The 26,131-nt window shown below is 64.0% G+C and carries 22 protein-coding genes and 1 riboswitch; of the genes, 11 read left to right on the top strand and 11 right to left on the bottom strand.

Annotated features, from left to right (window positions below; translation table 11 throughout):
- Positions 1-417 precede the first annotated feature (417 nt).
- From LDB26_RS18940 to LDB26_RS18925, 4 genes are all read right to left on the bottom strand, one after another.
- Positions 418-1,458 carry a HoxN/HupN/NixA family nickel/cobalt transporter gene (locus LDB26_RS18940; RefSeq protein ID WP_062062700.1) on the bottom strand — a complete coding sequence of 347 codons (1,041 nt, stop codon included), beginning with the start codon at positions 1,456-1,458 and terminating at the stop codon, positions 418-420.
- Positions 1,455-3,080: a peptidase gene (locus tag LDB26_RS18935; protein WP_306812043.1), complete on the bottom strand. Its 1,626-nt coding sequence runs from the start codon at positions 3,078-3,080 to the stop codon at positions 1,455-1,457. Before LDB26_RS18935 ends, LDB26_RS18940 begins: the two co-directional genes overlap by 4 nt.
- Entirely contained in the window at positions 3,026-5,167 is a 2,142-nt protein-coding gene (locus LDB26_RS18930) for a TonB-dependent siderophore receptor (protein ID WP_231746381.1), read from the bottom strand. The genes LDB26_RS18935 and LDB26_RS18930 overlap by 55 nt, the downstream gene beginning before the upstream one ends.
- 172 nt (positions 5,168-5,339) lie before the next feature.
- Positions 5,340-5,576: riboswitch (cobalamin riboswitch) on the bottom strand.
- Between the two features lie 28 nt (positions 5,577-5,604).
- Positions 5,605-5,784 carry a hypothetical protein gene (locus LDB26_RS18925; protein ID WP_062062697.1) on the bottom strand — a complete coding sequence of 60 codons (180 nt, stop codon included), beginning with the start codon at positions 5,782-5,784 and terminating at the stop codon, positions 5,605-5,607.
- Positions 5,785-6,101: 317 nt separating this feature from the next.
- Here LDB26_RS18925 and LDB26_RS18920 point away from each other — a divergent pair, with 317 nt between their 5' ends.
- A complete protein-coding gene (locus LDB26_RS18920) occupies positions 6,102-7,166 on the top strand; it encodes a PepSY domain-containing protein (protein ID WP_062068404.1) in 1,065 nt (354 codons plus the stop codon).
- 92 nt (positions 7,167-7,258) lie between these two features.
- Here LDB26_RS18920 and LDB26_RS18915 read toward each other — a convergent pair whose 3' ends face one another.
- Positions 7,259-8,455 carry an ATP-grasp domain-containing protein gene (locus LDB26_RS18915; protein WP_257539520.1) on the bottom strand — a complete coding sequence of 399 codons (1,197 nt, stop codon included), beginning with the start codon at positions 8,453-8,455 and terminating at the stop codon, positions 7,259-7,261.
- A 198-nt stretch (positions 8,456-8,653) separates the two neighbouring features.
- Between LDB26_RS18915 and sbnA the strand changes: the two genes are divergently transcribed.
- From sbnA to LDB26_RS18865, 10 genes are all read left to right on the top strand, one after another.
- A complete protein-coding gene (gene sbnA, locus LDB26_RS18910) occupies positions 8,654-9,748 on the top strand; it encodes a 2,3-diaminopropionate biosynthesis protein SbnA (protein WP_082635092.1) in 1,095 nt (364 codons plus the stop codon).
- Positions 9,688-10,755 carry a 2,3-diaminopropionate biosynthesis protein SbnB gene (sbnB, locus tag LDB26_RS18905; protein WP_306812042.1) on the top strand — a complete coding sequence of 356 codons (1,068 nt, stop codon included), beginning with the start codon at positions 9,688-9,690 and terminating at the stop codon, positions 10,753-10,755. The genes sbnA and sbnB overlap by 61 nt, the downstream gene beginning before the upstream one ends.
- A gap of 75 nt (positions 10,756-10,830) precedes the next feature.
- The gene (locus tag LDB26_RS18900) at positions 10,831-12,531 is read left to right on the top strand and encodes an IucA/IucC family siderophore biosynthesis protein (RefSeq protein ID WP_082635091.1); all 1,701 of its coding nucleotides are present in this window, start codon (positions 10,831-10,833) and stop codon (positions 12,529-12,531) included.
- Positions 12,528-13,724 (top strand): type III PLP-dependent enzyme, encoded by a 1,197-nt coding sequence (locus tag LDB26_RS18895; protein WP_062062685.1) that lies wholly within the window; start codon positions 12,528-12,530, stop codon positions 13,722-13,724. Before LDB26_RS18900 ends, LDB26_RS18895 begins: the two co-directional genes overlap by 4 nt.
- A gap of 146 nt (positions 13,725-13,870) precedes the next feature.
- Entirely contained in the window at positions 13,871-16,015 is a 2,145-nt protein-coding gene (locus LDB26_RS18890) for a TonB-dependent siderophore receptor (protein WP_082635090.1), read from the top strand.
- Positions 16,016-16,049: 34 nt separating this feature from the next.
- Entirely contained in the window at positions 16,050-17,849 is a 1,800-nt protein-coding gene (locus LDB26_RS18885; protein ID WP_062062679.1) for an IucA/IucC family protein, read from the top strand.
- Positions 17,846-19,030, top strand: coding sequence for an MFS transporter (locus tag LDB26_RS18880; protein ID WP_062062676.1), 1,185 nt, complete (start codon positions 17,846-17,848; stop codon positions 19,028-19,030). The genes LDB26_RS18885 and LDB26_RS18880 overlap by 4 nt, the downstream gene beginning before the upstream one ends.
- Positions 19,031-19,058: 28 nt before the next feature.
- Complete coding sequence (locus LDB26_RS18875) at positions 19,059-19,997, top strand: 3-methyl-2-oxobutanoate hydroxymethyltransferase (protein WP_062062673.1); 939 nt, start codon at positions 19,059-19,061, stop codon at positions 19,995-19,997.
- 82 nt (positions 19,998-20,079) lie between these two features.
- Complete coding sequence (locus LDB26_RS18870; RefSeq protein WP_062062670.1) at positions 20,080-21,027, top strand: LysR family transcriptional regulator; 948 nt, start codon at positions 20,080-20,082, stop codon at positions 21,025-21,027.
- The gene (locus tag LDB26_RS18865; protein WP_062062668.1) at positions 21,024-21,332 is read left to right on the top strand and encodes a hypothetical protein; all 309 of its coding nucleotides are present in this window, start codon (positions 21,024-21,026) and stop codon (positions 21,330-21,332) included. The genes LDB26_RS18870 and LDB26_RS18865 overlap by 4 nt, the downstream gene beginning before the upstream one ends.
- A gap of 18 nt (positions 21,333-21,350) precedes the next feature.
- Here the strand turns inward: LDB26_RS18865 and LDB26_RS18860 are convergent, their stop codons facing one another.
- The 6 genes from LDB26_RS18860 to trbK-alt are packed head-to-tail and all read right to left on the bottom strand — an operon-like array spanning position 21,351 to position 26,131.
- Positions 21,351-21,572 (bottom strand): DUF2274 domain-containing protein, encoded by a 222-nt coding sequence (locus tag LDB26_RS18860; protein WP_020817596.1) that lies wholly within the window; start codon positions 21,570-21,572, stop codon positions 21,351-21,353.
- Entirely contained in the window at positions 21,569-22,774 is a 1,206-nt protein-coding gene (locus tag LDB26_RS18855) for a TrbI/VirB10 family protein (RefSeq protein ID WP_062062666.1), read from the bottom strand. The genes LDB26_RS18860 and LDB26_RS18855 overlap by 4 nt, the downstream gene beginning before the upstream one ends.
- Positions 22,771-23,781 (bottom strand): P-type conjugative transfer protein TrbG, encoded by a 1,011-nt coding sequence (trbG, locus tag LDB26_RS18850; RefSeq protein ID WP_257539519.1) that lies wholly within the window; start codon positions 23,779-23,781, stop codon positions 22,771-22,773. The genes LDB26_RS18855 and trbG overlap by 4 nt, the downstream gene beginning before the upstream one ends.
- Entirely contained in the window at positions 23,778-24,461 is a 684-nt protein-coding gene (trbF, locus tag LDB26_RS18845; protein ID WP_062062660.1) for a conjugal transfer protein TrbF, read from the bottom strand. The genes trbG and trbF overlap by 4 nt, the downstream gene beginning before the upstream one ends.
- Positions 24,462-24,467: 6 nt before the next feature.
- Positions 24,468-25,832 (bottom strand): P-type conjugative transfer protein TrbL, encoded by a 1,365-nt coding sequence (gene trbL / locus LDB26_RS18840; RefSeq protein WP_257539517.1) that lies wholly within the window; start codon positions 25,830-25,832, stop codon positions 24,468-24,470.
- Positions 25,829-26,131, bottom strand: a complete 303-nt coding sequence (trbK-alt, locus tag LDB26_RS18835; protein WP_062062653.1) for a putative entry exclusion protein TrbK-alt — start codon at positions 26,129-26,131, stop codon at positions 25,829-25,831. Before trbK-alt ends, trbL begins: the two co-directional genes overlap by 4 nt.

The raw sequence follows: 26,131 nt of genomic DNA, 5'->3' as shown, positions 1-26,131 counted from the left end.
ATCGCATCGCATGGATAAGTCCAGAGCGAGATCTCGGTTGTGCCTTTTCTGATCCTGGAGACCCCCGATCGCGGCAAGCGTCCGTCTTTGGCCCACCGTATCCGCTCGCGGGATGTGATGCCGAGAATATTCTCCACTTGCCGTTGGCTGATGGGCTTGTGCGCTATCCGGAAAAGGCGTTCGCGTATGTCGTCGGCGAGAGCTTCAGCAACCTTTCGTGAAGCCGGATCAAAAACGCAGCTCAGGCTCGACTTTAAGAAAGCTCCGGCAGAGCGCTTCATCAACATCCGGATCGCTGCATCGCGTTCACCGTAGTGTACGCGAAGTCCCAGCGGCATGTGGACATCGAGATCGATTGAGACAGTGCAAGCCTGCTTGTCATACCGAAGCATGATGCATCGATTCACACGGGCACGGTCAGGCAACGACCGCAACCTCGATCTCGTCGAAGCGCTTCCAGCGATAGATCGCGAAGCTTGCAAGCCAGCAGAGCACGAACAGGCCGATGATGGCGAAGCCGAGGCTGTTGAAGTTCTCTCCCAATTTCGCGGCAAGGTTCCATGGCCACCCCGTCAATCCGAGTTTGTCGCCGATCAGGGCGAGCGTCTCGATTCCGCCGATAACGATTGCCACGATGGCCGAGATCAGGGTGATGGTGATGTTGTAGTAGAGCTTGCGGATCGGTTTCACGAAGGCCCACTCATAAGCGCCCAGCATCACCACGCCGTCAGCGGTATCGATCAGCGCCATACCGACCGCGAACAGCGCAGGCAGGACCAAGATCGTGCCGATCGACAGGCCGTTGGCGGCCTGGCTGGCCGACATGCCCAGAATGGCGACTTCGGTGGCGGTATCGAATCCGAGCCCGAACAGAAATCCCAGCGGGGCCATGTGCCAGCTTTTGTTGACCAGGCGGAACATCGGCCTGAACAGCCTTGCAAGCAATCCGCGCGACCCCATCAGCAGATCGAGATCGTCTTCGACATAGTCGCCGCCAGTGCGGACATGGGCGAAGGTACGCCAAACGGAGCGCAGGATTAGAAGGTTCATGCCTGCAATCGTGAACAGGAATAGCGCGGAAACTGCGGTCGCCACTACCCCGCCAATCTCCTTGAACGCGGCAAACTCAGCCAGCGCGCTGGTCGTCAGCGCTATGGCGATTGACGCTATGGCAATGATCCCCGAATGCCCGATCGCAAACCAGAAGCCGACCGCAACCGGGCGCTGGCCATCCTGCATCAGCTTGCGGGTCACATTGTCGATGGCGGCAATATGATCGGCATCGACCGCGTGACGCAGACCCAGCCCCCAGGCCAGCAAGGCGGTGCCCAACATCAGGGGCTGCGCGTGAAAAAGACTATAGGCCCAGACCCAGACCGCAATGTTCGCGGCGATCAATCCCGTGAACAGGGCGCCGATCCGTCGGCGCAAGGATAGCGATGCGGCGGATGAGATCATGACGGGCTCCGTGATCGAAGGAAGAACGAGCGGCGGGACAGCCGCCGGATACGGCGCCGAATACGCCACAGGTCGCGGGCCAGCTTGCGCATGCCCATCCAGGCTCCGGTCCCGCAGACCAGTGTGACGGCTGCGAGCAAGGGCAGGATGATGATGTACCGCAAGCGGCTCTGGCGCAGGCCGGGCAGATCGAAGCTGTGCGGCGCGTTCCACAGCCAGCGTTCGGCACGGCCCGTGCCGTCGACCGCACGCAGCAAGGCGCCGGACGCCGCGTCGATATAGAGGCGTGTGGCTTGCGGATCGGCCAGCACGGCGCGCCACACTGGCAAGCGCACCGGCTCCTTGTGGGCGTAATAATAGCTGTCACCCTCGGACAGCAGGTCAAGCGACACGACGCGGGGGCCGCTGCGCAAGGCTGCCGCGACATCGGCCCGCGTCAGGACCGCGGGTCTGCCCGAACTGTTCAGCCGCACCATGCGGCCGTCGGCCGCAATGGCGACAAGCGCCATTTTCCCGCCGAGCGGCGCGCTTTCCACACGGACTGTATCGATGGGGAACTGGTTCATATTGGCCAGCGCGGCCCGCATGTCGGTCCAGCACATCGGTCCCGCAAGGCGCTGACGCTCGACAGGTCCGGCGTCGCTGTCGAACAGGCCCCAGGGGCTCATCGAGAACAGGCCGCTGCCGACCCAGGTGAGGGCGAACACCCCAAAGACCAGCCCCGCCATATGATGCCACCACCACAGGCCTCGATAGGGCGAGCCGATGGTTCCATCCTTGCCCCGCCTTAGCCGGCTGATGCCGACCCAGATGCCGGTGAGGGTGAGGAAGCAACCGATCAGCGACGTCCAGATGACCACCTGGCTCCATGCGGCGGGGTTCTGGCGAAGCACCGTCGGGTAAAGCCAGTGCGGCACGGCGCCCAGCCAGCCCCAGAACCGCTCAAATCGGGTCGTTCGCTGGACGACTTCTCCGGTCTGGCCGGCGATATAGGCCGCCGAGCCCGCGGCGTCGGCATAGTCGATACGATAGAGCGGGCGGTTGGCGGCAAAGGCCTGGACGGTCCATTGATCGACGGAAATCGGCGTGATCGCTGCCACGGGTCCGTCGATCCCGACATTGCGCCCGAATTGCGCCCCGACCTTGCCGAGGTCTTCGCGGGACAGCGGCGCCAGCAGCGCGCCGGACCCCAGATCATAGCTCTGCGGTGTGGCGCGCATCTGCCAGATCGCGCGTCCATCATTCTTTTCAGGCACGACTCGCAGCACGGGCTTGCCTGCGGCCATCTCGAGGCGGGCGGAGGCCAGACCGGTGTCAGGTGGCAGGGCGATCCGTGCCAGGCTGCCGCCGGCCGGCAAGTGCAGGGGAGACAAGCCCCGCACCTGCTCGGCCGGCAGCAGCCGGGGGTAGTCGACATAGAGCATCACGAACCCGGTGAGGCACCACAGCGTCATCAGCGTACCGACGATGACGCCCGTCCAGCGGTGCAGGACGAGCAGCGCCCAGAGCAGCCTGCCTCGGCTGCGTGGGCGTGGCGCCGCCACGGGTTTCGTGACGCCGTGCATCGTCAGTACCGGGCGCTGATCGAAAAATCGATCGAGCGTGGCCGGCCGAGCAGCCATTGCTCGTCATTGTAGGTGGTGGTCGCGTAATCCTTGTCGAACAGGTTGTAGACCCGCAGGTTGGCCGCGACATTCTTCGTCACGGCGAACGAAACGCCGCCATCCACTACGGCGTAGCCGGGCACGCGGAACTGGTTGGCGTTGTCGGAATAGGTTTTCCCGACGTAGCGCAGGCCAAGGCGGGTCTGGAACCGCGGGGTGACGTCGTAACGCAACCAGAGATTGGCGGTCGTCTCGGGCACACCCGGCGGGGTCTTGCCATTGTATGACGTGCCGCCACTCAGGAACTCGTCGAAACGCGCGTCGAGGATCGTGCCGTTGGCATCGATCCCGAAGCCCCCCGGAAGGTCCAGCGTCAGCGAAGCCTCCAGTCCTTTCGCCGAACGCTGTCCAACCTGATCCTGCCTTGGTGGAAGGCTGCCCGGAACCGTGGCGAGCAGGTTCTTCTTCACGATCCGGTAGGCCGCGAAGGTCGCCAAGCCGCGGCCGCCGAGGAAGCTGGCCTTGATGCCCGCCTCAATCTGGTCGCCCGTGGTGTTCTTGAACGCGGCCTGCCCGATGGAGAAGGTGATCAGCGAACCGAGCGGATCGACCGCCGTCGCATACTGACCGTAGAGCGATAGTGCAGGGCTCGGTTGGTAAACCGCTCCCACCCGCCAGGTGACGTTGTGCAGCGTCTTGTCGAGTCGCAACGTCTCGGTCGCCACGCCGGCGGTATCGTAGCTGTTGACGTAGCGTTTGACGTTGGCGTGGTCGTAGTTGATCCCGACCGACACCGACAATTGGTCGCTGAGCGTCAGGCGGTCTTCCGCGAAGAAGGAATATTGCCGCGTCCGGCTGCGATGCTGGGGCCGCACACCGAACGTGTTGTAATAGAGACCCGGGTCAAACACGAATGGATCGACCGGATCGGCGAAGCCGGCCGGCGCCGGATCAGAATCGAAATCGTTCGCGTGCCTGAAACTGATTGCGTTGACGTCGAAGCCAACCAGCACCTCGTTCTTCAGGCCACCCCATTCGCTGCGGATCGTGACGTCGGCCTGATTGCCGATCTGCGTCTGATCGTGATCGATGCCGAAGAAGTCGAACCGGTCGATCTTCCCCGTGGCGCCGTTCCAGAAATAGCTTTCGAGATTGCGCCACTTGCGATGCGTGGTCAGACGGTAGGCGGTATTGCGGACGCTGATGGAATCGCTCGGCGTCCATTCCACCCGGATCGTCGTCCGGTTGTCCTTGAAGCGCATCAGCGCGTCGGTGACGTTGTAGTTCCGGCGCTTGTTGCGATCATCGATCCTGCCATTGATCAGCGGTGTGCCGAAATAGAGCATCGGCTCCTGGTCGCTGTAATCGTCGGACAGGGTGATGGTCAGCCTATCGCTGGGGCGCAGCTGTACCGAGCCGGATATGGCCAACCCCTTCGAATTCCCGCGATCGACCCAGCCGTCCGACTGTGTGCGGCTGATGTCGAAACGATAGGCGGTCAGCTCGTTGACCGGCCCACCGACACCGGCGGCGATGCGCCAGCTATTCTGGGAACCGAAACCGGCTTCTGCTTCGAACTCGGTGCGGGTAGTGTTCGGCTTCTTGGAGATGACGTTGACGGCGCCACCGATCGCGCCTTGCCCATAGAGGACCGAAGCAGGCCCGCGCAGCACTTCGATCCGGTCGACAGTCCAGGGGTCGGTCGGAAACGTCACGGTGCCCGCGCCGGGATAGAGGCGAACACCGTCATAGAGCTGCATGACGGAGCCGGGTCCGCTAAAGCCCCGCGCGGCAAGACCGGTGCCCCCGTTGCCCGGATTGGCCACCGAGCTGATGCCCGTCGCGCGCGTGACGGCATCGACGATCGACAGGTCACCGCGTGCGCGGATAACATCGCCCGACAGCGTCTCGACGCTGGCCGGCGTCTCAAGGATGGTCAGGCCCAGACGGCTGCCCGTCTGCGTAGGAGCGTTGGCATCGCCGGTGCGAGTGCCCAGCACGAGGATATCGGACTTGTCGGCTGCCTCCGATGCATCTTCGGCATGAGCAAAGGCAGGCAAAAGGAGCGCGGCGAGCGCGGTGCTGGAAAGGATGGTCTTGATCACGAAATAGTCCTCCGGCGTCTTGCGACATGGCCGGGGCAAACCCGCGTGAACGGGCGGCACGCGCGGCGGCCGGACGCCATGGGCGGCCGACGCACGTCTCCGATGCGGCCCCAGCCGCTTGTTCGTCGCTCAGACGGAGTTCACCGTGCCGCGGCCATCCCCTGGACCAAGGCAAGAGCGACCAGACGCCGGCAGGTCTCCTGGCTCGCGGGTCACAGCTTGATGCACGCCTTCCCAGGCCTCGCATGATTTAGCGTCCGGCCCAGTGGCTGCCCCTTCAAGGAGGAGCGATGTGCATCGCGCTATCCGCTTACAGTTGCAGGGACAGCCGCGGATTTGGAGGAAACCCCTCCGCACCGCATTCCCGATTAAGCCCCTTTCGGGGGGCACCGGCGCGATCAATGAAAGCCGGAATAGTCCAACTCTCGCCGCAGCGCCTAGTCGAAGTGAACGGAAAAGCCAACAACCCATGCCGCGTGTTTGGCGAAGGGCTGGCCCTTCACATGGGGCAAGTGATGATAGTCGCGCTGGAACTTGCCTCGGAGCATCTTGTGCTGCCCGAACGGGGATGAGCCGAATCGGCGGTCACCGCCTCCGCCCAGCACAAGATGCTTCATCGCGCTCGATCCAGAAATCGCGTGAGACATAATCCTGCCAAAAGAACAGCCTTCCCCGCTGCTCCTCGATTATCTGAACCGCCCGTCATCCGCCGGCGAGGCTACATGACGATGACACTCGCATCCAGCCGGACGCCCGTGCGGCTCGCTTAAGCGGGATAGATGTAGCTGGCTGGGCCTTTGCGACCGTGCAACGGCAAGCGCCGCATCATTTTGATAATGATTTGCACAAGCAAGATAGTTTCAGTACTTTACTCGGGCGCTAAGCGGCGAAGGCCCGCAAAGCCACTTCACCCGCAGATCGCATTCACTTCATGATGACGCTTATCGATACATTGCATCGCTGGACTGGAGGTCTCGTTGGCCTGCTGCTGGCGATGCTTGGCCTGTCCGGCGCAATTCTCGTTCACAAGGATGCGTGGGTAGTGCTTCCCCATGCAACCGACGCGCAAATGCAAGGCACTGCGCATCTGGCTGAATTCACGCAGCGGATCATGGATGATCCCACAACCCGGCCCGAATCCATCCTCTTCGCAACCAGGGGTTTCGGGCTGGATCGGCTGACCTACAAGGGCGGCGCGGGCGCCTATCTCGATCAGAACGGCGGACTCGTGACGCGATGGACCAGCCAGTGGGAACGGCCGGAGATCTGGTTGTTCGACTTCCATCACCATCTCTTCGCCGGTGATTGGGGGGAAGTCATCATCGGCGTCGCCGCCATCTGCGGCCTGTTCTTCGTAGTGACTGGCGCGCTTCTATGGTTGCGGACACGCAAGACGTTCTCATTTCGCCTGTGGCCGGCGCGCATGAGCCGGCCGGCAATCATGCGGCATCACCGCGATCTCGGCATCGTGATGGCGCCGCTGCTGGTTCTGTCACTCGTCACCGGAGTGGTACTGGTATTCCGGCCAATGGCTGCGCTGCTCTTCGGGCCTGGCGCTCCCGTGCAAATCGACCGTTCGCTGGCCGAACCACCGCCACGCACGGGAAAGATCGCCGAGCGGTTAAATTGGTCGGCGATGATCGAAATGGGGCGACAGCGCTTTCCGGAAGCCGAGGTTCGCAGCCTCACTCTGCCACGTAGCGGCAACGGTCTCATCACCCTGCGCATGCGAAGCCCGGAAGAATGGCTGCCGAACGGGCGCACGACATTGTGGTTCGCGGCGGACAGCGGCGCGCTGGTGGCCACGCGCGATGCCAAGCATCTGCCACCTGAGGCACGCGGATATAATCTTCTCTATCCGCTTCATGCGGCCAAGGTTGGAGGATTTCTGTACCGGCTCGTGATGACGCTGTCTGGGCTGTCCCTGGCATTGTTGGGAACGCTAGCCGTGTGGGTTTTCTGGTTCAGGCGCCTTGTGTCGCCCCGTGGCTCCGGCTGAAGAAGCGCGTTCACTCGACTTCGGGGCGCTCACGGCGCGCGGTCTTGTTCTGCCAAGGCCGCCACCGTGAAGCACATCACGATTCACGATAACTAACCTTCGGGATCAATATCCCAAACCAGCGCTGCGCTCGCCTCCTTCAACGCATTCTCCAGCATGGCGTTGTCAGGCGCACTTACGCTCAGAGCGCCCAGATAGTCCTTGTTGGAGTTCGTTACGGCCACATGTTCGCCAAGGCTACGGAGCGAACGATATTCGACGCGCAATTCGTTATCCCTGCGAAGAAAACCCCCTGGCGCCGAGGCAATCCGTCCCGACCTGTCGGCTGGAAAATATCGGATCGTGGCTGCCCTGCCTGCCAAAGGGGTCGCACCGAGTTGCTCGCCGAGATGAAGGCGTAGAATTTTTTCGAACAGCGCGAGGTCGAGGGTGTGCTCCAGCATGAACTCCATATGGTCGCCGACCGTCCGGTAGTTGATTTCAATGAGTCGTGGCCCCTTTTCCGTCAGCACGAACTCGGTGTGGCAGGATCCGAAGCCGACCCCAACCGCCTTGATCTGACGTAGCACCTCGGCCCTCTGGGAAGGGGTGAGCCAGTTGCCCCAGCGTCCCTCCATCTCGACGAAATTTGGCGGCGGCCCCAACGCGACATGAAATCCCCCAAGAACGAGGATGTCCGCTCCATCGCCCAAGGTTTCGAGCGTGTAGAGTTCCCCCGCGATATATTCCTCGATCAGCATGGCGCGGCCTGCTTCCATGCTCCAGACATGCCGGCTGTGCGAGACGAGCGCGTCCTCGTTCTCGCACAACCGCACGAGTTGGCTACCAACGCCTTCGCGAGGTTTGAGCACGCAAGGAAAGGGAATCGCGGAAAGACGAGCGATTTCGTCTTCGTTCGTCACCACAGCGTGCCACAGCAGATCCACCCCCTGATCTTGTAAGCATTCGCGCATCGCTGCCTTGTTTTTGGCCCGGTAGGTGACTTTCCAGCCCTTGCCGGGCAGCCCAAAATAATCCGCCGCCAGTGCGGTGCTGGTTTGCAGATGATCGCTGTTCGAGAAGATGGCGGCGGGCCGCTCGGCATGGCGGCTGATTTCGCTGATGACCGCGACCGGATTGAACACATCGCATTCGATGATGCTGTCAGGATAGGCCGGCCGGTCGTCGGTTGAGAAGTAGTGTCGATGTGCTTCCGCCTGGTCGGTAAGCAGGGTCACGCTGAGGCCGAGACGTCGCGCCGCCGGGAGAAAGCCCTCGTTGACCGCATCTGTCGGCACATGGGCCAGCAATATCAGGGTCTGCATCGACAGTCCTTTCGTCCGTGTTTTTGCGAGCGCTGCTCGTCGGCAAGTGATCTGCTATTATTGCAATTGACTCGCAATAGCGAATCATTTTATGTCATTAGAGCGGGCCGGAAAATCACGAGCTGGCCTGACTACCCGCAGCGGCTACGACGCCGCACGCCCATCCGATTGGAAGGAGCCGCAATGCAATCTTCAGCAGAACTGTCCGTCGGCAACACGCCGCTTGTTGCTCTGGACCGCATGTTTCCGCCGGACGAGGTTCCGGTCTTCGCAAAGCTCGAAATGCTGAATGTCGGCGGCAGCGTGAAGGATCGCACCGCGCACTACATGGTGTCGCAGGCATTGGCCGCGGGCAGGATCACATCAGAAAGCCACCTTGTGGAGAGTTCATCCGGCAATCTCGCCATAGCGCTCGCCATGATCGCCAAGCGGGAGGGCATTCCCTTCACCGCCGTGGTCGATCCCAACCTTGCCCCCGCCAATCGCTGCCTCATCGAAGCCTTTGGCGGGCAGATCGATCTGGTGACGGAGAAGGACGAGGGCGGCGGTTATCTGCACACCCGCATCCGGCGGGTGGATGAACTGGTGCGCACCATTCCGGGCGCGGTTTGGCTCAACCAATATGCCAATCCTGATAATTGGCGCGCCCATTACAACGGGATCGGTGAGGAGATCGTCCGCGAGATGCCCGTCGAGCCCACGCATGTGGTCGCGGCCGTCTCAACCTGCGGGACATTGATGGGCCTGGCGCGTCGTCTGCGCGAGCGTTGGCCGAATATCGAGGTCGTGGCGGTCGATCTGGAAGGGTCCGTCATCTTCGGAGGGACGGGCGGGAACAGGCAGATCCCGGGCATCGGCGCGAGCCGCGTGCCGGAGCAGCTCGCCCTGCCAGAGGTGGACGCCGTCATCTATGCGACGGACTGGGAGTCGACGCTAGCCTGCCGCCGCCTCGCGGAAAGCCAGGGCATATTGGCTGGCGGTTCGTCGGGCACGGTCATGGCGGCGATCGCCAAGCTGATCCCAAACCTTCGCAAAGGATCATGTATCGTCACCCTGCTGCCCGATCGCGGCGAACGCTATCTCGATACGGTCTATGATCCCGACTGGCCGGCCCAGGAACGCCGCCTCACGCGGCCTTTCGCAGCGTCCTTCCGCCGGCTGGGTGAACGACCATCGATCGTGCGGCATTCCCGGAGCACAAGCGTGGCCGCGTCTTCATGGATGCCAACAGCCCATGTTCTGCCCGTCCCGATGCTGTCGGAGGGGGCAGCGATATGACAACGGCTACTCTGCGATACTTGTCCCGTTCGGACGTCGCTGCGCTCGGTGGGGACCATTCGGATCTCTATATGAGCGCGATCGAGGCGGGCTTCCGCAGCCATGCCGCCGGCGACTTCGTACAGCCGCTCAAACCCTATCTGCGCAGCCCCAGTACCCAGCATATCGCGGATCGCATCATTGCCATGCCGGCCTGGATCGGCGGCGCGCAACCCGTTGCGGGGCTCAAATGGATTGGCTCCAAGCACGACAACCCGGCCAGAAGAGGGATGGAGCGGGCGAGTGCCGTCATCGTGCTCAACGATCCGGAGACCAACTATCCCATAGCGATCATGGAAGGCGGACTTCTAAGCGCGATGCGGACCGCGGCCGTCACCGGCGTCGCGACACGGCACCTGGCGCGAAAGAACTTCGAGGAAGCCGCGATCATCGGCTGCGGGCCGATTGCCGAACGGCAGGCCCAGATGTTGCTCCAGCAGTTCGCGGGCGTGAAGACACTGCGGCTGTTCGATCTACGCGAAGAGGCCGCGCACGCGCTTGCCGCCCGGCTTAGCCAGCGCTTCGGCGACCTCGTCATTGCCGTCACGAAAAGCGCGGAAGCAGCAGTTCGCGACTGTCCGGTGGTGATCACCTGCACCGTGACCGACAAGCCCTATCTCGCTTTCGACTGGCTCAGCAAAGGCACGTTCCTGGCCAACGTTTCGATCATGGATGTGGAACGCGATGTGTTCCTCAAGGTCGACAAGGTCGTTGTCGATGACTGGGACCAGTCCAACCGCGAAAAGAAGATCATCAACCTGCTGGTCGAAGCAGGCGAGTTTTCGCGCGAGCAACTGCATGCAGAACTTGGCGAGATCATCGTCGGGTCCAAGCCCGGTCGCGAGACGGATGATGAAATCATTCTGCTGAATCCGATGGGCATGGCGATCGATGATATCGCCTGCGCAAAGGCGATCCTCAACAGGGCTGAGGACAGGAACATCGGTACGGTCTTACCCCTCTTCTAGGGGCGATGCCTCGTCGCCGCCCTGTATGCGCGGGCCGTCGCTTCCCTTTCTTCACCCCATCGAGAGATCCGTCTGATGACGTTGCCCCTACCTGTGGAGAGAACAGCCGAAGATGCCGCCGCCATCCGCGCCGGTATCGCGATGGAGCGGCTGCTCAATACATGGCTGCGAGAACGCATGACCGAATCCGTGCCGGTCGAGGGTGAGGCCTGCATCTTGAACATGGGCGCGAACAGGCTGCGCGCCTCGTGCCTGCGGGCATCGCCGGGAGGCTTCCATCGCTGGCGGCTACCCGTGTTGGTCGAACAAGCCGATGGGTCCGCAACGGCGACGAATGACCCTGTTCTCATCGCAAGCCTGATGGCGGATACGCTCGCACAGGAAAATGGCTCTATCTCGCCGGCGATCAAGGAGCGCCTCATCAAGGCGCTCGATGGTGCGGAGGAGCACGCTCTGGTCTGCGCGGCGCGTCCTTTCGATCCATCCCCAATGGGACTGGAGCAGAGTCTCTGGCACGGGCATCCATTCCATCCATTTGCCAAAAGCATAGATGGCTTTTCGGCGGACGATATCGACTGTTATGCGCCGGAGCGCGCCCGTGGTTTCCAGTTGCGCTGGATCATCGCCGAGACCGAAGTCGGGGCTGCGCTGTGGCGTGACGGGCAGGCCCAGGAGCGGGTGAACCGCATCCTCACCGATCTTTCCGGTCTGCCGGAAAAAGCGATCGGAGGCCGCCTTCTGATTCCGAGCCACCCCTGGCAGGCCGCGCGCCTCGAAACCGATCCATCATTCGCTGATCTCGTCGCGCGGGGACGCGCGATCCTCACCCTGCCCACCGGCGCGACGATGCAGCCGACGTCATCGGTCCGCACCGTGTTCGCACCCAGCGCCAATATGTTCCTCAAGCTCCCGATTGCGGCCCGGATCACCAATTTCGCGCGCACCAACCCGCGCGACCAGATCGCCCGAAGCATGGCGGCAGAGCAGGCGCTTGCGGCGATTGCGAAACAGGTCGCCGCCTGCGGCCTCGACGTGCTCGATGAGCCCGGCGCCGTCTGGATTGATCGTCCCGACCTCGAAGCAATTACGGCCGTCGTCCTGCGCGATGCGCCTCGGCGAGAAGCATTTGTACTGGCTGGCCTGCTCGAACCATCGCCGAACGATGGCCGCCCGATGCTAGAGGCCATGGGCTGCGGCTTTTCCGGTCTCGCCGCGGCGCAAGCCTGGCTACACGCTTACGTCCAGACGGCCATACTCCCGCCGCTGCGCCTGTTCGCCAGAACGGGCGTCAGCCTCGAAGCGCACAGCCAAAACAGCCTTCTGGAGTTGGACCGTGGAACTCCAACCCGCCTGATCGTGCGCGACCTGGAAGGGGTCAGCATAGATCGCGAGCGCTTCGAACGCATCGCGCCGAAGCTAGAACTCGATCCATCAGTATTCTTCCTCGCCGAGGAAGCGCGCCGGCGCCTAGTCTACTACCTGATCAGCAATCAGTTGAACCATGTGGTCGCGGCAGTCTCGCGTCTGGCTGATGCGCCGGAAGGCGACCTCTGGCGCTCCATTGCCGAGGCATTGTCCACCGCCGCCGAGGACAGCCCCACCGCCAGCCTCGTCGCCTGGCTTCTCGAAGCGGAAACCCTGCCTGCCAAAGCGAATTTCACGAGCTGTTTCGCCGGTCGCGGCGAACGGCCCGATTATGTCGAGATACCCAATCCCCTCCGACCTGCGCTGCGGGATGGATATGCACTGCAGCAATCGACGGTGGCGCTATCATGACGCTGTTGAGGCCAAGCGCCGCGCAAGTCGTCGCCGTGGTGGACAGCGAACGGCCGATCTGCGCCTTCCTGCACGATCTCGATGCGCTGCAGCGGCACGTGCTGGAAATGGTGAGGTCGCTGCCGCCCCGGGCGGAGTTATTCTATGCCGTCAAGGCCAACAACGACCCCAGGATATTGCGGACGCTCGCGCCGCACGTTGCCGGGTTCGAGGTCGCCTCGTCGGGCGAAATCCTGCGGGTGCGCGAGGCGGTCGGCTCCGGAGCCCGGATCATCATGGGCGGACCCGCGCGCACGGGCGGGGATATCGAGCTGATCCTGGCGCAGGGTGTCGAACGGCTCCATGTGGAAAGCCTGCACACGTTGCGCCTCGCGAACGCCGTTGCGGCACAGGCGGGTGCGGTCCTGCCCATATTGCTGCGTGTGAACCTTGCCGGCCCAGTGCCGGGAGCAACCCTCACCATGGGGGGAGCGGCAACCCAGTTCGGCATCGCGCAATCCGATATCCCCGACGCCCTGAAGCTGCTGGCGCATTGTCCGGCGCTGCGGTTCGAGGGATTCCATTTCCACACGGTCTCGAACAATCGCGATGCTGCCGGACATGCCGCGCTCTGCGCGATGGAACTCGATCTCGCCCGGTCCTGGGCGAACGAGCATGGTCTGGACTTGGCGGTAGTCAATCTCGGCGGTGGCTGGGGTGTCGACTATGGCGATCCGGACTGGCGGTTCGACGTGGAAGGCTTCACCCGCGCGCTCGCACCACATGTAGCTGGCGATCTGCGCCTGCAATTCGAATGCGGCCGGATTCTCGCCGCCTATCATGCCGTCTATGTCTGCGAGATTCTCGACATTAAGGCCGTCCATGGACGTGTCTTTGCCTTGCTGCGAGGTGGCACCCATCATTTCCGGCTGCCGAGTTCCTGGGCGCACAATCATCCTTTCGTGATTCTTCCCCGCGATGCCTGGCTTCATCCCTGGCCCCGGCCCGAATGCTCCGATACCAACCTGACGCTCGCCGGCGAGCTATGCACCCCCAAGGATGTGTTGGCCCGCGATGTGCCCGTCGCGCGGGCGCGGATCGGCGATCTCGTCTGCTTCCTCATGGCGGGTGCCTATGGCTGGGACATCTCCCACCATGACTTCCTGTGCCACGCCCATCCCGAGCGCATCTATCTGAACGAGGCGGGGGTATGAGCACGGCAATCCGCTCACCTTTTCAACTATTTGGGAGACGCGAAACGCAGCGCGGCTTCGCCGCCGTCCTTGACTTCGATCGCAACGCTACTCTAACAGCCCAAATATGCGAACGATTCGCATTAGCAAATATTTGGGGGCAACACATGCTTGCGACTACTATGAATACCCGTGTCGTTCGGAAACACGGCACCGTCTCGATACTGGCTTTGGTTGCGGCGATGGCGTCATCACCGGCCTTTGGCGCGGAGAGTGCGGACAGCGAAGTTGCGGCAGCCGGCTCGGGTCGCGACGACATCGTGGTAACGGCCACTAATCCGGAATACCGCACCCCCGACACCACGGCGTTGAAGCTCGACGCCCCGCTGCGCGACATCCCGCAGACAATCGACGTCATCCCCAGTCAGGTGATGCGTGACCAGCGGGCCTTGTCGCTGCAGGACGCGGTCAAGAACGTGGCCGGCATCGGCATGGCCACCGGAGACGGCCAGCGCGATCAGTTCGTGATCCGCGGCAATATCGCCTATGGTGACCTCTTCATCGACGGCGTTCGCGACGACGCCCTCTATTTCCGCGACTTGTCGAACATCGAGCGGATCGAGATTCTGAAAGGGCCGGCGTCCGTGCTCTACGGACGCGGCTCCTCCGGCGGTCTCATCAACCGGGTGCCCAAGAAGCCGGGCACCGAGGGGGGGGAGATCGTCCTGAGCTATGGCAGTTGGGACGACAAGCGCGGCGAGATCGATCTTGGCCATGTCTTTACCGACAATGATGTTGCCGTTCGCCTGACCGGCGCGATCGAACGGTCGGACAGCTATCGCGATCAGGGCTTTCTCAAGCGCGAAGCCATCGCGCCCTCGGTATTGTTCGCGCCGAGCGAACGCACACGGATACTTCTTCAGGCCGATTATCTGCGCGACCGCCGTTTGACCGACAACGGCATTCCGGCCTTCCAGGGACGTCCGGTCGATGTTCCCGCCTCGACCTATTATGGCGCGGCCAACGGCAGGGACGTGGATTTCAGCCAGTCGGAAGTCTGGTCCACGACCGCCACGCTCGACCATGAGTTCAGCGATACGCTTCGGCTGCACAACGCCTTCCGCTACTATGACTATACGCTCGATCGGCAGAACACGATTCCGAACATCGTCAACGAAGCCGCGCGGACGGTAACGCTCAATCGCCAGAGCACCGATCGCGCCGAGCATGGCTGGTTCAACCAACTGGAACTGTCCGGCACATTTTCCACCGGGCCGTTGGAGCACAAGCTGTTGCTGGGCTTCGAAGCGGGCCGTCAGTCCAAATATGAGCTGCGCATCGATCGGGCGAACATCGCCACGGTCGATCTGTTCAACCCGGTTCTGCCGGTCCTGCCCCTGGCAGTCTCCGGCAATCCCAGCACGAACCGGACCGGCGTCTACAAGACCCTCGGGTTCTATGCCCAGGACATGATCGCCCTCGGGGAACACTGGAAGGTGCTTGCCGGCCTGCGCCATGACCGCTTCCGCCAGGAAGTCCACCAGCGCATAGCGGGACAGCCCGACCTTGCGCGGACGGACACATTCTGGAGCCCGCGCATTGGCCTCGTCTGGCAGCCGACGCCGACCCAGTCCTACTACGCCTCCTGGAACAAGTCCTATCAGCCTTCCGGCGAGACGTTTGCTCTTTCGGTGAGCAGTGCGGACATAGCACCGGAAAAGACCATCAACCGCGAAATCGGGGCCAAGTTCGATCTGTTCGACGGCAAACTTTCGGCGACGATCTCGGCCTTCAACCTGAAACGGTCGGACATAAAGGCGACCGATCCGGTTCTGCTCAAGGTCGTGCCAGTGGGCGTACAGCGGACGCGGGGGATCGAACTGTCGGCGCAACTGGAGCTGTCGGAAGGGTGGCAGGCCATTGCCAGCTATGCGTATCTCGATGCCCGTATCACCAAATCGCCGGCGCTCGATTCCGGTGTTTCCATCCAGGGCAATCGGCCGACGCTGACGCCGGTGAACAGCGCAAGCTTCTGGCTGATGCGGAACTTCGGAGACCGCTTCGGCCTCGGCGGCGGCGCCAATTATGTCGGCGATCGTCAGGCTAACCTCGCGAACACCGTCGTGCTGCCCGAATATGTGACCGCTGACGCCATGGCGTGGGCGCGCCTGGGCAAGTTCAAGGCGCAACTCAACATCCGCAACATCTTCGACCGCGACTACATCGTGTCGGCTCATGGCACCGTGGGGAACCTCAACATGCCAGGCGCTCCGCGGTCCGTGATGTTCACGCTGCGATACGCGATCGACTAGCCGCTTCCAGCCACCCGTCCTCAGGAGAATAACGATGAACATCGCCACCGCTGTCAAACCTGCGCCATCGGTCCGCGATCACAGCCGCTATATCCTGAGGCGCGTGGCAGATTGCCTCGTGCGCGAAAACTATCGGGAAATCGCGCACGGGACGGTCATTCCAGCCGAGAGAGCACCCTTCGACAGGCTGATCGCACCCACGGATCACTATCTCGCCTATGAGGCCGCGGATGGCGGCACGCTTTTCATGCCGGTCGAGCCTGACGGGTTCATGCAGACGTGGCGTGTCTGCGCACCGCCGTTCGTTCATGTAGCGCGGCAAGGCGCGCGCCTCGTCGACAGCGTCACTGAGTTCCTCGAGATCATGAAGGCCGGGCTCGAAGGTGAGGACAGCGGCAATGTTTCTGCCTTTCTCGACGAGTGCCAAGCCGCGATCGAACAGGGCGCCATCTGCGACACGGCCCGCGATACCGCCCCGCCTGCCTCCGCACACCTGGCCGCCCATCCCGAATGGCACAAGCAGATGCTTGCCAACGACAGGTTGGCATCCTTCATCGATCATCCATTCTATCCTACAGCGCGGGCGAAGCACGGTTTTGCCGCCGACGATCTCATCGCTTATGGTCCGGAATATCAGCAGTCGTTCCGCCTAGCCTGGCTCGCCCTCCCCAGGGACGGTCTGTCCGTGCAAGGTGAAGTGCCTGCCCGTTGGCCGTCGTTCGCCGATGTGGGGCTCGATCCAGCGCTGGAGCAGACGCACGCGCTCCTGCCCGTCCATCCGTTCATGCGCGGCGAGAGAATGGACGAGATCCTGGCCAAGGCAGGGTTGACCGATCGCGCCTACATGGCGCCACGGGACTATCTCGAAGTCGCGCCCACGCTCTCGGTGCGGGCCTTGGCGGTCGTCGAGGAACCCGGCCTCCACATCAAGCTGCCGCTGGCGATCAGTACGCTTGGCCGCCTCAACTTGCGCGCGATCAAGCCGGTCACGATCAACGACGGCCATGTCGTCCATTCGCTGTTGGAGGCGATCCGGGCCGATGACGCGACGCTTCGGGCAAAGCTTCTCCTCACCGACGAAAGCGGCGGGGCGCATCACGCCGGGGAGCGATTCCTCGCCCACATCGTCCGCCGCTATCCCGAAGGGCTCGACGGCTGCGAGCCGGTGCCGGTCGCGGCCATGATGGCGCCAATGCCTGATGGCCGTCCCTACGCGCTGCATCTGGCAGATCGGTATTATGGGGGCGACGTTGAGCGGTTCCTCAGCGAGTTTTGTGACCTGCTCCTGAGCGTCCATCTTCGCCTGGCGGCGCATTACGGCATCGAGCTCGAGGCCAATCAGCAGAACTCCGTGGTGCTCTTTAGTCGGGGCGAGGGGGGCTTGCGCCTGCTGCTCAAAGATAACGACTCCCCCCGGATCGATGCTTCCGCCCTGCTTGTGGCTTTTCCCAGGGCGGACGCCTGGATCGGAAGGCTGCAAGATTCGCGTATCACCCAAACCGATACAGCGGCCATCGCGCAGATGCTGATCACCATCACGATCCAGCTCAATCTGGGCGCCGTCATCGAAGGGCTAGGCCGTCATCTGGGCAGGCCCGGCGCCTATCGAAGCCTGTTGCGCGCGTCCGTCGAGCGGCAACTCGACCGGCTGGATGACGAAGGCATCGTGTCCGGGCCGCTGCGCGCTGCGCTGCTGGACGCGCGCCATTTCCCGATCAAATATCTCCTGCGCGCCGCAACGCTGGAAACCCGCGAGGCGATCGGCGCTGCCGACGTCAACAAGGCCTATGGGTATACAGCGCCCAACTTTCTCCTTGGCGAGACGGGGCGGTGAGCCCGGGCCGCATCAAGGCCACCGTTCTCGCCTGTCATTTCGCGGGCGCGTTCGGTCCCATGGGTTTGCCGCCTTTTCTGGGCCTCATCCTGGTCGGGCTCGCGCCCAGTGCCAGCGAGAGCCTGATCGGCTGGCTCTACATCGTGCCGACTGCATGCCTTGCCATCTCCGCGCCGCTGTGGGGCCGTTTGGCCGACCGCTGGGGCCGCAAGCCCCTGCTGCTGCGCGCACAGATCGGCCTAGCCGTCAGTTTCCTGGTCGCCGGCCTCGCGGGATCGCTGCCGCTGTTCGTGGTGGCGCTCTGCCTCCAAGGCCTCTTGGGCGGCACCTTCTCGGCCAGCAACGCCTATCTCTCGGAAGCCTTGCCGCGCAGTGAATTGTCGCAAGCGCTGAACCTGACCCAGGCGAGCGCGCGTCTCGCGCTCATCCTGGCCCCCGCAGCCGTGGGCTTCCTGATCGATCAGCATATTGTTCCGCAGAATGTCTATCTGGTCATAGCACTCCTGCCGGTGATCGCCGTCTTGATGCTGCTCCCCCTTCCCACGAAGAGCCGCTCCAAAACCGAAGCGGCAGCGGATAGCGCGGTCCCGTTGCCCCATGGCCGGCAAGTGCTCTCGCGCGTCGCGATCATGGCCGGCCAGACCGGGTTCACGCTGGCCATGATCTCCTCCTTCCCGTTCCTCGTGCCTTACAGCATGAAAGCGTTCGGCATCGGTGCTGGCACCGCCGGATGGCTCTTCGGCTTGCCCCACATCGTCTATCTGTTCGCCTGCCTTCCGCTCGGCCGGCACTTGCGCGATCGCGATCCCGCACCCTGGTTCGCCGCCGGATGCCTGATCGTGGGCGGTATGCTCGCGGTGCAGGCAGTCACCACGTCGCTGCTCGTCTTTGCGATGGCGCGGGTCGCGCTGGGGGCGGGCATGACGCTCGGCTATGTCGCGCTCAATGCCCTGATCACCGACACGATAGAAGACGCCAGCGCGGGCCGGACTTTCGGCTGGTTCGACAGCGGTGCCAAACTGGCGACGATCGTCGCCAGCGTGGGGGGAGGCATGATCGCGGCCAGCGGTGGGATTGGTCCGCTGTTCTTCGCCGCCGCGCTCTGCGGGGCGATTACCGCCGCCATAGTCATGCTGCTGCGCGGATCGACAGCGTTCACCCGCTCAGCCGCCCTCAAATAACGCTCAGCTTGTAGCAAGGAGAACACCGATGCTGATGTCCGAACTCGTTGCGCCCGCTCATGGGCAGCGAGGCGACAGCCGTCGCCCGATCAAGCTGAACCTCTATCGCGACTACGAGGTCGATGCGGTGGCGAAAGCCATGGCCGACAGTCCTGTCCTCCAGATGGGTATTCGGCTCGATTGCCTCATGGTCTCGGATTCCTATCTGATGACGCACCTCGGGCGGGCCAGCACCCGGCTGGCCAAGGGCGAACAGGCCCTGTTCCTCGAGATTATGGCCGGCCTGGTCAAAGAGGTCGCGCATCGGGCAAAACAGCTTTTTCCCTACGAAGCTCCCTACATTGTCGGCGACATGCCGGACGGATCGGTCGTCAATGGGGAGGTTGCGGTCCGCAGCGCCGACCGAATGCGCCGTGCCGGCGCCGACGTCATCAAGCTGGAGGTCCATTCGGAAGCGGTCATTGCCATAATCGAGCGGCTGACGCGGGAAGGTTTCCGGGTCATGGCCCATTTGGGCTACACTCCGCAGGGAGGCGATGGCGGCCGGGTCGGCGGATCACTGGACGGCGCGTATGCGCTGTTCGCTTCAGCCCGGCAGGTTCGAGACGCGGGGGTCGAGAGCATCGTTCTGGAGAAGGTCGACGAGTTCGTACATCGCGCGCTTGTCGATCGACCCGAAGCCTTGCCGAGCTATGCCATCTTCAGCGGGAAGTCGGAAAATGGCGGGCAATCGCTCAATATCTGGGATTCCGTTTTCAAGCCCGGCTTTCGCGCACGCTATTTCCCACCTACCGCGCGGGAGACCGTCGATGCCTTCCCCATGGCCTATTCTGCAACTACCATCGCAAAGCACATCGGCACCTTGCTCTCCCTGACGGCCGCCGGCGAATTTCCACTGTCTCCGCCAACCTTGCTCTCCATTGATGATGTGGTGGCGCTGGCCTCATCCGATCCTTGGGCAGATTGATAACCCTTCGATCAGGGGGCCGGCGGGTGAGCCAACTCTGTAAGCTTTCCGCGAGCTTGTCGGCTGCTTCGCTGAAACACCTATGATCGAATTGCGCCAGCTTCGCTATCTGATCGCAGCGGCCGAGGCTGGCAGCTTCAGCCGGGCGGCGCGCAGTATGAATATCAAGCAGGCGACGCTCAGCCGGCACATCATCGAAGTCGAAAAACGGCTGGGTATGGCGCTGTTTGATCGTGGTACGCGCGGCGCGACCCTAACTCACAACGGAGGGGCCTATCTGCGGACGGCGCGACGCATCGTGCGAGAATTCGAGGAATTGAACGCTTGGGTGCGCGCCACGCAAAACGGTCATGTCGGCAGGCTGGCAATAGGCTTCTACACCTCTTGCTCTGCCGGCAACCTGCACGCGACCCTCAGCGAGTTCGACGAGCGCTATCCGGAGGTGAAACTGCGCGCATTCGAGCGGGACCGCGAGATGCTATTGGCGGGAATCGAAAGCGGCCTGCTCGACATCGCGATCATGATCGGCGAGGCACCCTACCCGGGCCTCACGAGTCGGCCGTTATGGAGCGAGCGCATCCTGGTAGCGATGCCAGAAAGTCATCCGCTAACCGAGCGCGAACGCATCCACTGGACCGACCTGACCGGCGAACGCTTCCTGCTGACCGAACGAGATCCCGGCCTGGAGACACGCAACATGCTCGTGGGCAAGCTTGGAATGCCCGGTTACACGCCAGAGATCGACATGGACGACATCGGACGCGACACGGTACTCAGCGCTATTGCACTCGGCGGGCGCCTCTCAATCGTCGTGGAATCCGCGCTCGGCATCCAGGTTCCGGGAGTGGCATTCCGGGAGGTCCACGAGACCAACGGGCATATGCGGGTCGGATTCTCGGGTTATTGGCGGGAGGACAATGAGAACGCCGTGCTGCGGCGCTTCCTCGATTTCGTGGCCGTCCGCTATTCTCTGCCACCTATGCCGGGGCCGCACCCATCGACAGAGCAATCGGGAAAGGAACCGTCATGACGCGTGGCAGGACGCTCATCATCGTGCTGGTCACGCTGACCCTCGGGTTTGGGGCTGGCTTCGTGCTGCGCCCGGTGATCGTGCCGGTCGGTCCAACGGCAACTGCCACGAGTCCGCCCGCCGCAGCGGTGGCGCCAGCCGCACCGCGCGGAACACAGTATTTCGCAGTGCATCTCGACGAGGCGCGACAGGTCGTAACGCAATGCGCGGAAGGCTCAGTAAGGGGCGACGAATGCGCCAACGCTGAGCAGGCCGTCGTCGAGGCGGAAGGTCGGGATCGTTTCAAGCGGTTCATGGGAAACTGAACGCAGGCGAACACGCCTTCACGTCTCCTGCGCGCGGCGTCGGCGGAAGGCCCGGTCGGTTTCCATGAACCGGGTGAGCATGGGCGCTATCAGTTTCTCGGGCAGGACCGGGGCTGCCCCGGTCTCGGCGGCGAGCGCCGCAGCGTAGGCGACGAGATCACGGTGAACCGGCGCGGGCAGCTCCACGGAGAGTTTGACCGGACGGTCGTCGGCCAGCGGCCCGAGCTTCAGTTTCGTCATCGCATCGCTCCGATGGGTTCGAGCACCAGATCGCGTGTAATGATCACGCGCAAGGGGTGCCCCGGCCGGATGGTGAGCGTCGGCTGCACATTGAGTTGTCGACGTACGATCTGCTGGCCGGTCTGATTGATGGTGTCCTGCGATCCACGCCGCAGCGCGCGGGTTAGATCGTCCTCGCTGTCGGCGCCCAGCTCGGCGCCCATGCCGAGCAATGTCGAGATGGCCGCCGCCTTGAACAGATTGCCCCAATGCTGGTTCACTCGATCCTGTAGGCCCGCAAAGCCGGCTCCGTCCGCGCCAGGCTGACGCTCGAGAACGATCGAGCGGCCATCCGGCATGATGAGCCGGTCCCAAGCCAGCAGCACGCGGGTCTGCCCGGCGGCGATCTCGCTATCATACTCGCCGATCAGCCGCGCGCCCTGCGGGATGAGAAGGATACGACCCGTGGGGCTGTCATAGACATTCTGCGTCACCTGCGCCGTGATCTGGCCGGGAAGGTCCGACCGGATGCCGGTGATGAGCGCGGCCGGGATGATGCTGCCGGCCTGAACGATGTTGGGCGACGTGGGCGGGGTCAGGCGCTGGACGCTCACAGTGCGCTGGTTCGACGCCTGCGCCATGAAGGCCTGCTTGGCGGCCTGATCGTTCTGAGCGGCGCTCGCCGGCTGCGGTTGCGGCGCGGCTTGCTCTGGCAGGACCAGCGAAGACGCTGGCGCCGTTCCGATATTGCCAGCGTTCCCGCCGAGGAACACGCCGCTCATGCGCGCCGCGTCGCGCTCTTGCTGCGCGCGCTGGCGGGCGGCTTCCGCGGCCTGGGCACGCGCATCGGGCTGCGCACCGACCGGAGGCACCGGGACATTCTCGCCGCGCCGCTGGGCGGAGACGATGGGACCGCCGAGGTCGCCGGGGAGCGGCGGCCCGAGCTTCGGCGCCTCGGCATAGTCCCTTGGTCCAGAGGTGATGGTCTCGGACGTGGCGCGGCTGTCGGTGCTGTAGAGTTCCTTCGCTTCCTTCTCGCCTGCCGGCCTGAGCGCATAGATCAGCGAGCCGCCGATCCCGAGACCGGCGGCGATGCCCATCATGGCCAGCGCTTTGCGCGAAAGACGCATGACGCGCGGGGGATCGCGGCGAAGCTGAAAGGCTTGGGGATCGGAACGCGGCGCCAGCGGTTCGGGCGGAGCACTATCGATGGGATCGTTCACGGCCGCCGCTCCCGTCCGTCGTCGCGCACGATGCGGACGCGCTGCTCGCTGCGTCGGTCGCCCAAGCGGAGCTCGGCGGCGGCGAACAGGCGATCGACCACCATGTAGCGGCCCTGCACGCGAAAATTGACCAGTTCGGCACCGCCGGCCGCGCCGGTCACGAACAACGGCGGCATCTCGCCCTGCGCGATCCCGCCCGGAAACTCGATGAAGACCTGGGCGGAATCGTCGAAGGCGCGAACCGGCTTCCACGGAACGCGGTCGCCCTCGATCCGGTAACGGAAATTGAGCGCGGACACGTCCACGCCGCTCGCCACCGGCGCGGCCGATGCCGCCGCCGCGTTGCGTCCCTGCAAGGCGATCAGCGCGTCATGCGGGTAGGTCCACGAAACCGACGCCATGTAGGTCGAAGCCGTCGCGCGCAGCTCCAGATGATAGGTGCGGCGATCGGTATTGATGACAAGGTTGGTCGCGATGTCCGGTCGCGTCGGCTTCACGAGGATATGCACGCGCGCCGCGGGACCGCTGCCGCTCACCGTGTCGCCGATGATCCAGCGCACGGTATCGCCGGCCGCGACCGGCCCCGGCCCGACAAGCTGCTCGCCCTTCTGCAAGGCGATGTCTGTCACCTGGCCGGGGGCGGTATAGACCTGATAGAGCGCGCCCTGCGTCCAGGGATATTGCTGGATCGCGTTGAGGAAGCCGTCTCGGGCGGGCTGCATACGCGCAGCGGCATTGGCCGCGCCGACACGGCGGCGCGGATCGGCAGGCTCGGAAGGCGGCGCGCTGTCCGCGACCGGCTTCAATTGGCCGGGGAGCGGCAGCGGTTCGGGGATCGTCACCACTTCGACGGCGCGCGGGGGTTCCGGCGCGAGTGTCGTTGCGATCCCCGCCGGTGGATCGTCGTAAGCGATGGCGGGCGGCTTCGCCGATGTGGTGGCGCAGCCGGCGAGCGCGGTTGCGGAGACAAGCAGGACCGCCGAAGCGGAGCGATGGAAAAGCGTCATTGCGACAGCTCCTTTGACCAGTTGAGGGCGTTGACGAAGACGCCGAGCGGGTTCTTGCGCAGCGCATCGGGCGTGCGCGGCGGTTGCACGACGATGGTGAGAATGGCCGACCAGCGTTCGGTGGCGGTGAGGTTGCCGTCCTGATAGCGGCGCTCGGTCCAGGCCACCCGGAAGCTGTCGGGCGAGGCCCGGATGACGCTCGACACGTCCACCGCGACCTGCACCCGGCCGACATTGGCGAACGGGTCATTGGCGCGCGCGTAGTCGTTGAGCGCCAGCGCGCCCTTGTCGGTGGTGAAGTCGTAGGCCCGGAGCCAGTTCTGACGGACGATCACCGGATCGGCCGGGATCGCGCGGACCTGCTCGATGAAGCGGGCGAGGTGGAACGCGATCTGCGGATCGGTCGGACGATAGCCGGTTTCGGCCGGCGCGACGGCCTGGGCCTCGCCCAGCCGATCGACCTGAACCACCCAGGGCACGATATGCCCGCGCGCGGACTGCCAGACGAGTCCGGCGGAGAGGCCACTGGACAGGGTGAGCGCGCCGAAGAAGGCGAGCCGCCAGTTCTTCGCCTGGACGCGCGCGGCGCCGATGCGGTCGTCCCACACCTGGGCGGCTCGCTGATAGGGCGTCGTGGGTTCGGGGGTCTGGCCATAGCGGATGGTGGGACGTTGGAACATGGAGGGTCAGTCCTTCTCTTCGATGTCGGGACCGGCGCCGCCGCCGTGGCTGTCGCCGGCCTTCATCGTGTGCGCGAGAACGGTGGCGCCGTGGGTCATTGACTGGCGGCGCTTCATCGCAGCCGCCCAACCAGGTTGGGCGGACGAGCCGGCCGATACGGCAGCGCCAACGGTCGCGGCGGCCGGGGTGGCGGGCGCGGGTCCGCCGGTGATCGTACCGCCGGTGGCTGTAAACCCGGCGCGTGCGCCCGAGCGGAAGTTGGACTTCATCGCCTCGCCGCCCTTGGCGGCCGCCTTACGCAGCGGCGAGAGGACAGCGTTCGCCGCGCTCCCCGCCGCCGCCTGACCGACCGCGGCCACGCCGCCCGCGACAGCGCCGGGGCCGCTCTTGCCGAACGAACCGAGGCTGTAGGCGCTGGTCGCGCCGCCCGCCATTTGAGCGCCGCCACGCGCGGCGGCTCCGGTCATCCTGCCGGCCGCCCCCACGCCATGCCGAGCTGCGGCCGCGCCGCCGATCAAAGCGCCACCCGCTGCGAGCGCGGTCCCGGCCGCCGCACCGGCGCCAAGCTGCGGGCCACCCGAGACGATGCCATTGGCAATGCCGGGACCGAAGATCGCGAGGCCCAGCAGCGACAGCGCGGCCAGCGCAATCGCCATGACCTGATTGATGTCGGGTTCGGCGCCAAGGCCGGCGGTGGTGAACTGGCTGAACAGCGTCGTGCCGATGCCGGTAATGACCGCGAGCACCAGCACCTTGATGCCGGTCGAGACGACATGGCCCAGCACCTTCTCGGCCATGAAGGCGGTCTTGTTGAAGAAGGCGAAGGGCAGCAGGACGAACCCGGCCAGAGTCACCAGCTTGAACTCGATAAGGGTGATGAATACCTGCACGGCGATGATGAAGAATGCGAGCACGACGATCAGCCAAGCGATCAGCAGCACGAGGATCAGCGCGGCGTTGGCGAAGAAGGCCCAAAGGCTGGAGAATTGCCCCGCCGCATCGAGCAGCGGCTTGCCGGCCTGAAGCCCGGTCGCAGCGATCGTGCCGGGCTTCATGAAATCAGCGATCGACATCGCGCCGCCGCTGGCCTGGAGGCCCAGGCCGGCGAAGCTCTCGAAAACGATGGTGGCCAGACCTGAGAAGTTGCCGATGATGAAGGCGAAGGTGCCGATATAGAGCGTCTTCTTGACGAGGCGCTGAAGCACATCCTCATCCGCCCCCCAGGCCCAGAACAAGCCAGCCAGCGTTACGTCGATGGCGATCAGCGTGGTCGAGAGAAATGCAACCTCGCCGCCGAGCAGCCCGAACCCGCTGTCAATGTAGCTGGTGAAGACATTGAGGAAGGTGTCGATGACGCCGGTGTCGTTCATGGTGTGGCGCCTTCATCCGGCGCCATGTCGCTGCCGCGCTCCGTCTCGGGCGCGGACTCTTCCTGGCGGAAGAAGCGGCGGCGATTGGCGGCCCAGGCCGCCTCGCAGCCGCTATCCGGCATGGTAAGCGTGGCGCAGCGGTCCAGCTCGCGAGCGACCCTAGCTTGGCCTTCGTCCACCGGCAGGAGGAGCGGAGGCGCGGGTGCAGGCTCATCGGGCTGAACGGCGGCGACAATCGCCACCGTCATCATCAACCCGGCCAGCGCCGCTACCCCTGCGATCTTCGCCGTGCGCGACAT

It is taken from the genome of Sphingobium sp. CFD-1 (genome assembly GCF_024611115.1).
GTDB lineage: Bacteria > Pseudomonadota > Alphaproteobacteria > Sphingomonadales > Sphingomonadaceae > Sphingobium > Sphingobium baderi_A.
This window is presented reverse-complemented; position numbering and strand designations above follow the sequence as displayed.

What these genes read in the sequence shown, in the direction of transcription:
- LDB26_RS18895 (WP_062062685.1), top strand. Translation starts at nt 12,528, where the DNA reads ATGACGCTGTTGAGGCCAAGCGCCGCGCAAGTCGTCGCCGTGGTGGAC.
- LDB26_RS18875 (WP_062062673.1), top strand. Translation starts at nt 19,059, where the DNA reads ATGCTGATGTCCGAACTCGTTGCGCCCGCTCATGGGCAGCGAGGCGAC.
- LDB26_RS18865 (WP_062062668.1), top strand. Translation starts at nt 21,024, where the DNA reads ATGACGCGTGGCAGGACGCTCATCATCGTGCTGGTCACGCTGACCCTC.
- LDB26_RS18900 (WP_082635091.1), top strand. Translation starts at nt 10,831, where the DNA reads ATGACGTTGCCCCTACCTGTGGAGAGAACAGCCGAAGATGCCGCCGCC.
- LDB26_RS18890 (WP_082635090.1), top strand. Translation starts at nt 13,871, where the DNA reads ATGCTTGCGACTACTATGAATACCCGTGTCGTTCGGAAACACGGCACC.
- LDB26_RS18885 (WP_062062679.1), top strand. Translation starts at nt 16,050, where the DNA reads ATGAACATCGCCACCGCTGTCAAACCTGCGCCATCGGTCCGCGATCAC.
- LDB26_RS18935 (WP_306812043.1), bottom strand. Translation starts at nt 3,080, where the DNA reads ATGGCTGCTCGGCCGGCCACGCTCGATCGATTTTTCGATCAGCGCCCG.
- sbnA (WP_082635092.1), top strand. Translation starts at nt 8,654, where the DNA reads ATGCAATCTTCAGCAGAACTGTCCGTCGGCAACACGCCGCTTGTTGCT.
- trbG (WP_257539519.1), bottom strand. Translation starts at nt 23,781, where the DNA reads ATGACGCTTTTCCATCGCTCCGCTTCGGCGGTCCTGCTTGTCTCCGCA.
- LDB26_RS18870 (WP_062062670.1), top strand. Translation starts at nt 20,080, where the DNA reads ATGATCGAATTGCGCCAGCTTCGCTATCTGATCGCAGCGGCCGAGGCT.
- trbF (WP_062062660.1), bottom strand. Translation starts at nt 24,461, where the DNA reads ATGTTCCAACGTCCCACCATCCGCTATGGCCAGACCCCCGAACCCACG.
- sbnB (WP_306812042.1), top strand. Translation starts at nt 9,688, where the DNA reads ATGGATGCCAACAGCCCATGTTCTGCCCGTCCCGATGCTGTCGGAGGG.
- LDB26_RS18860 (WP_020817596.1), bottom strand. Translation starts at nt 21,572, where the DNA reads ATGACGAAACTGAAGCTCGGGCCGCTGGCCGACGACCGTCCGGTCAAA.
- LDB26_RS18940 (WP_062062700.1), bottom strand. Translation starts at nt 1,458, where the DNA reads ATGATCTCATCCGCCGCATCGCTATCCTTGCGCCGACGGATCGGCGCC.
- LDB26_RS18925 (WP_062062697.1), bottom strand. Translation starts at nt 5,784, where the DNA reads ATGAAGCATCTTGTGCTGGGCGGAGGCGGTGACCGCCGATTCGGCTCA.
- trbL (WP_257539517.1), bottom strand. Translation starts at nt 25,832, where the DNA reads ATGAACGACACCGGCGTCATCGACACCTTCCTCAATGTCTTCACCAGC.
- trbK-alt (WP_062062653.1), bottom strand. Translation starts at nt 26,131, where the DNA reads ATGTCGCGCACGGCGAAGATCGCAGGGGTAGCGGCGCTGGCCGGGTTG.
- LDB26_RS18920 (WP_062068404.1), top strand. Translation starts at nt 6,102, where the DNA reads ATGACGCTTATCGATACATTGCATCGCTGGACTGGAGGTCTCGTTGGC.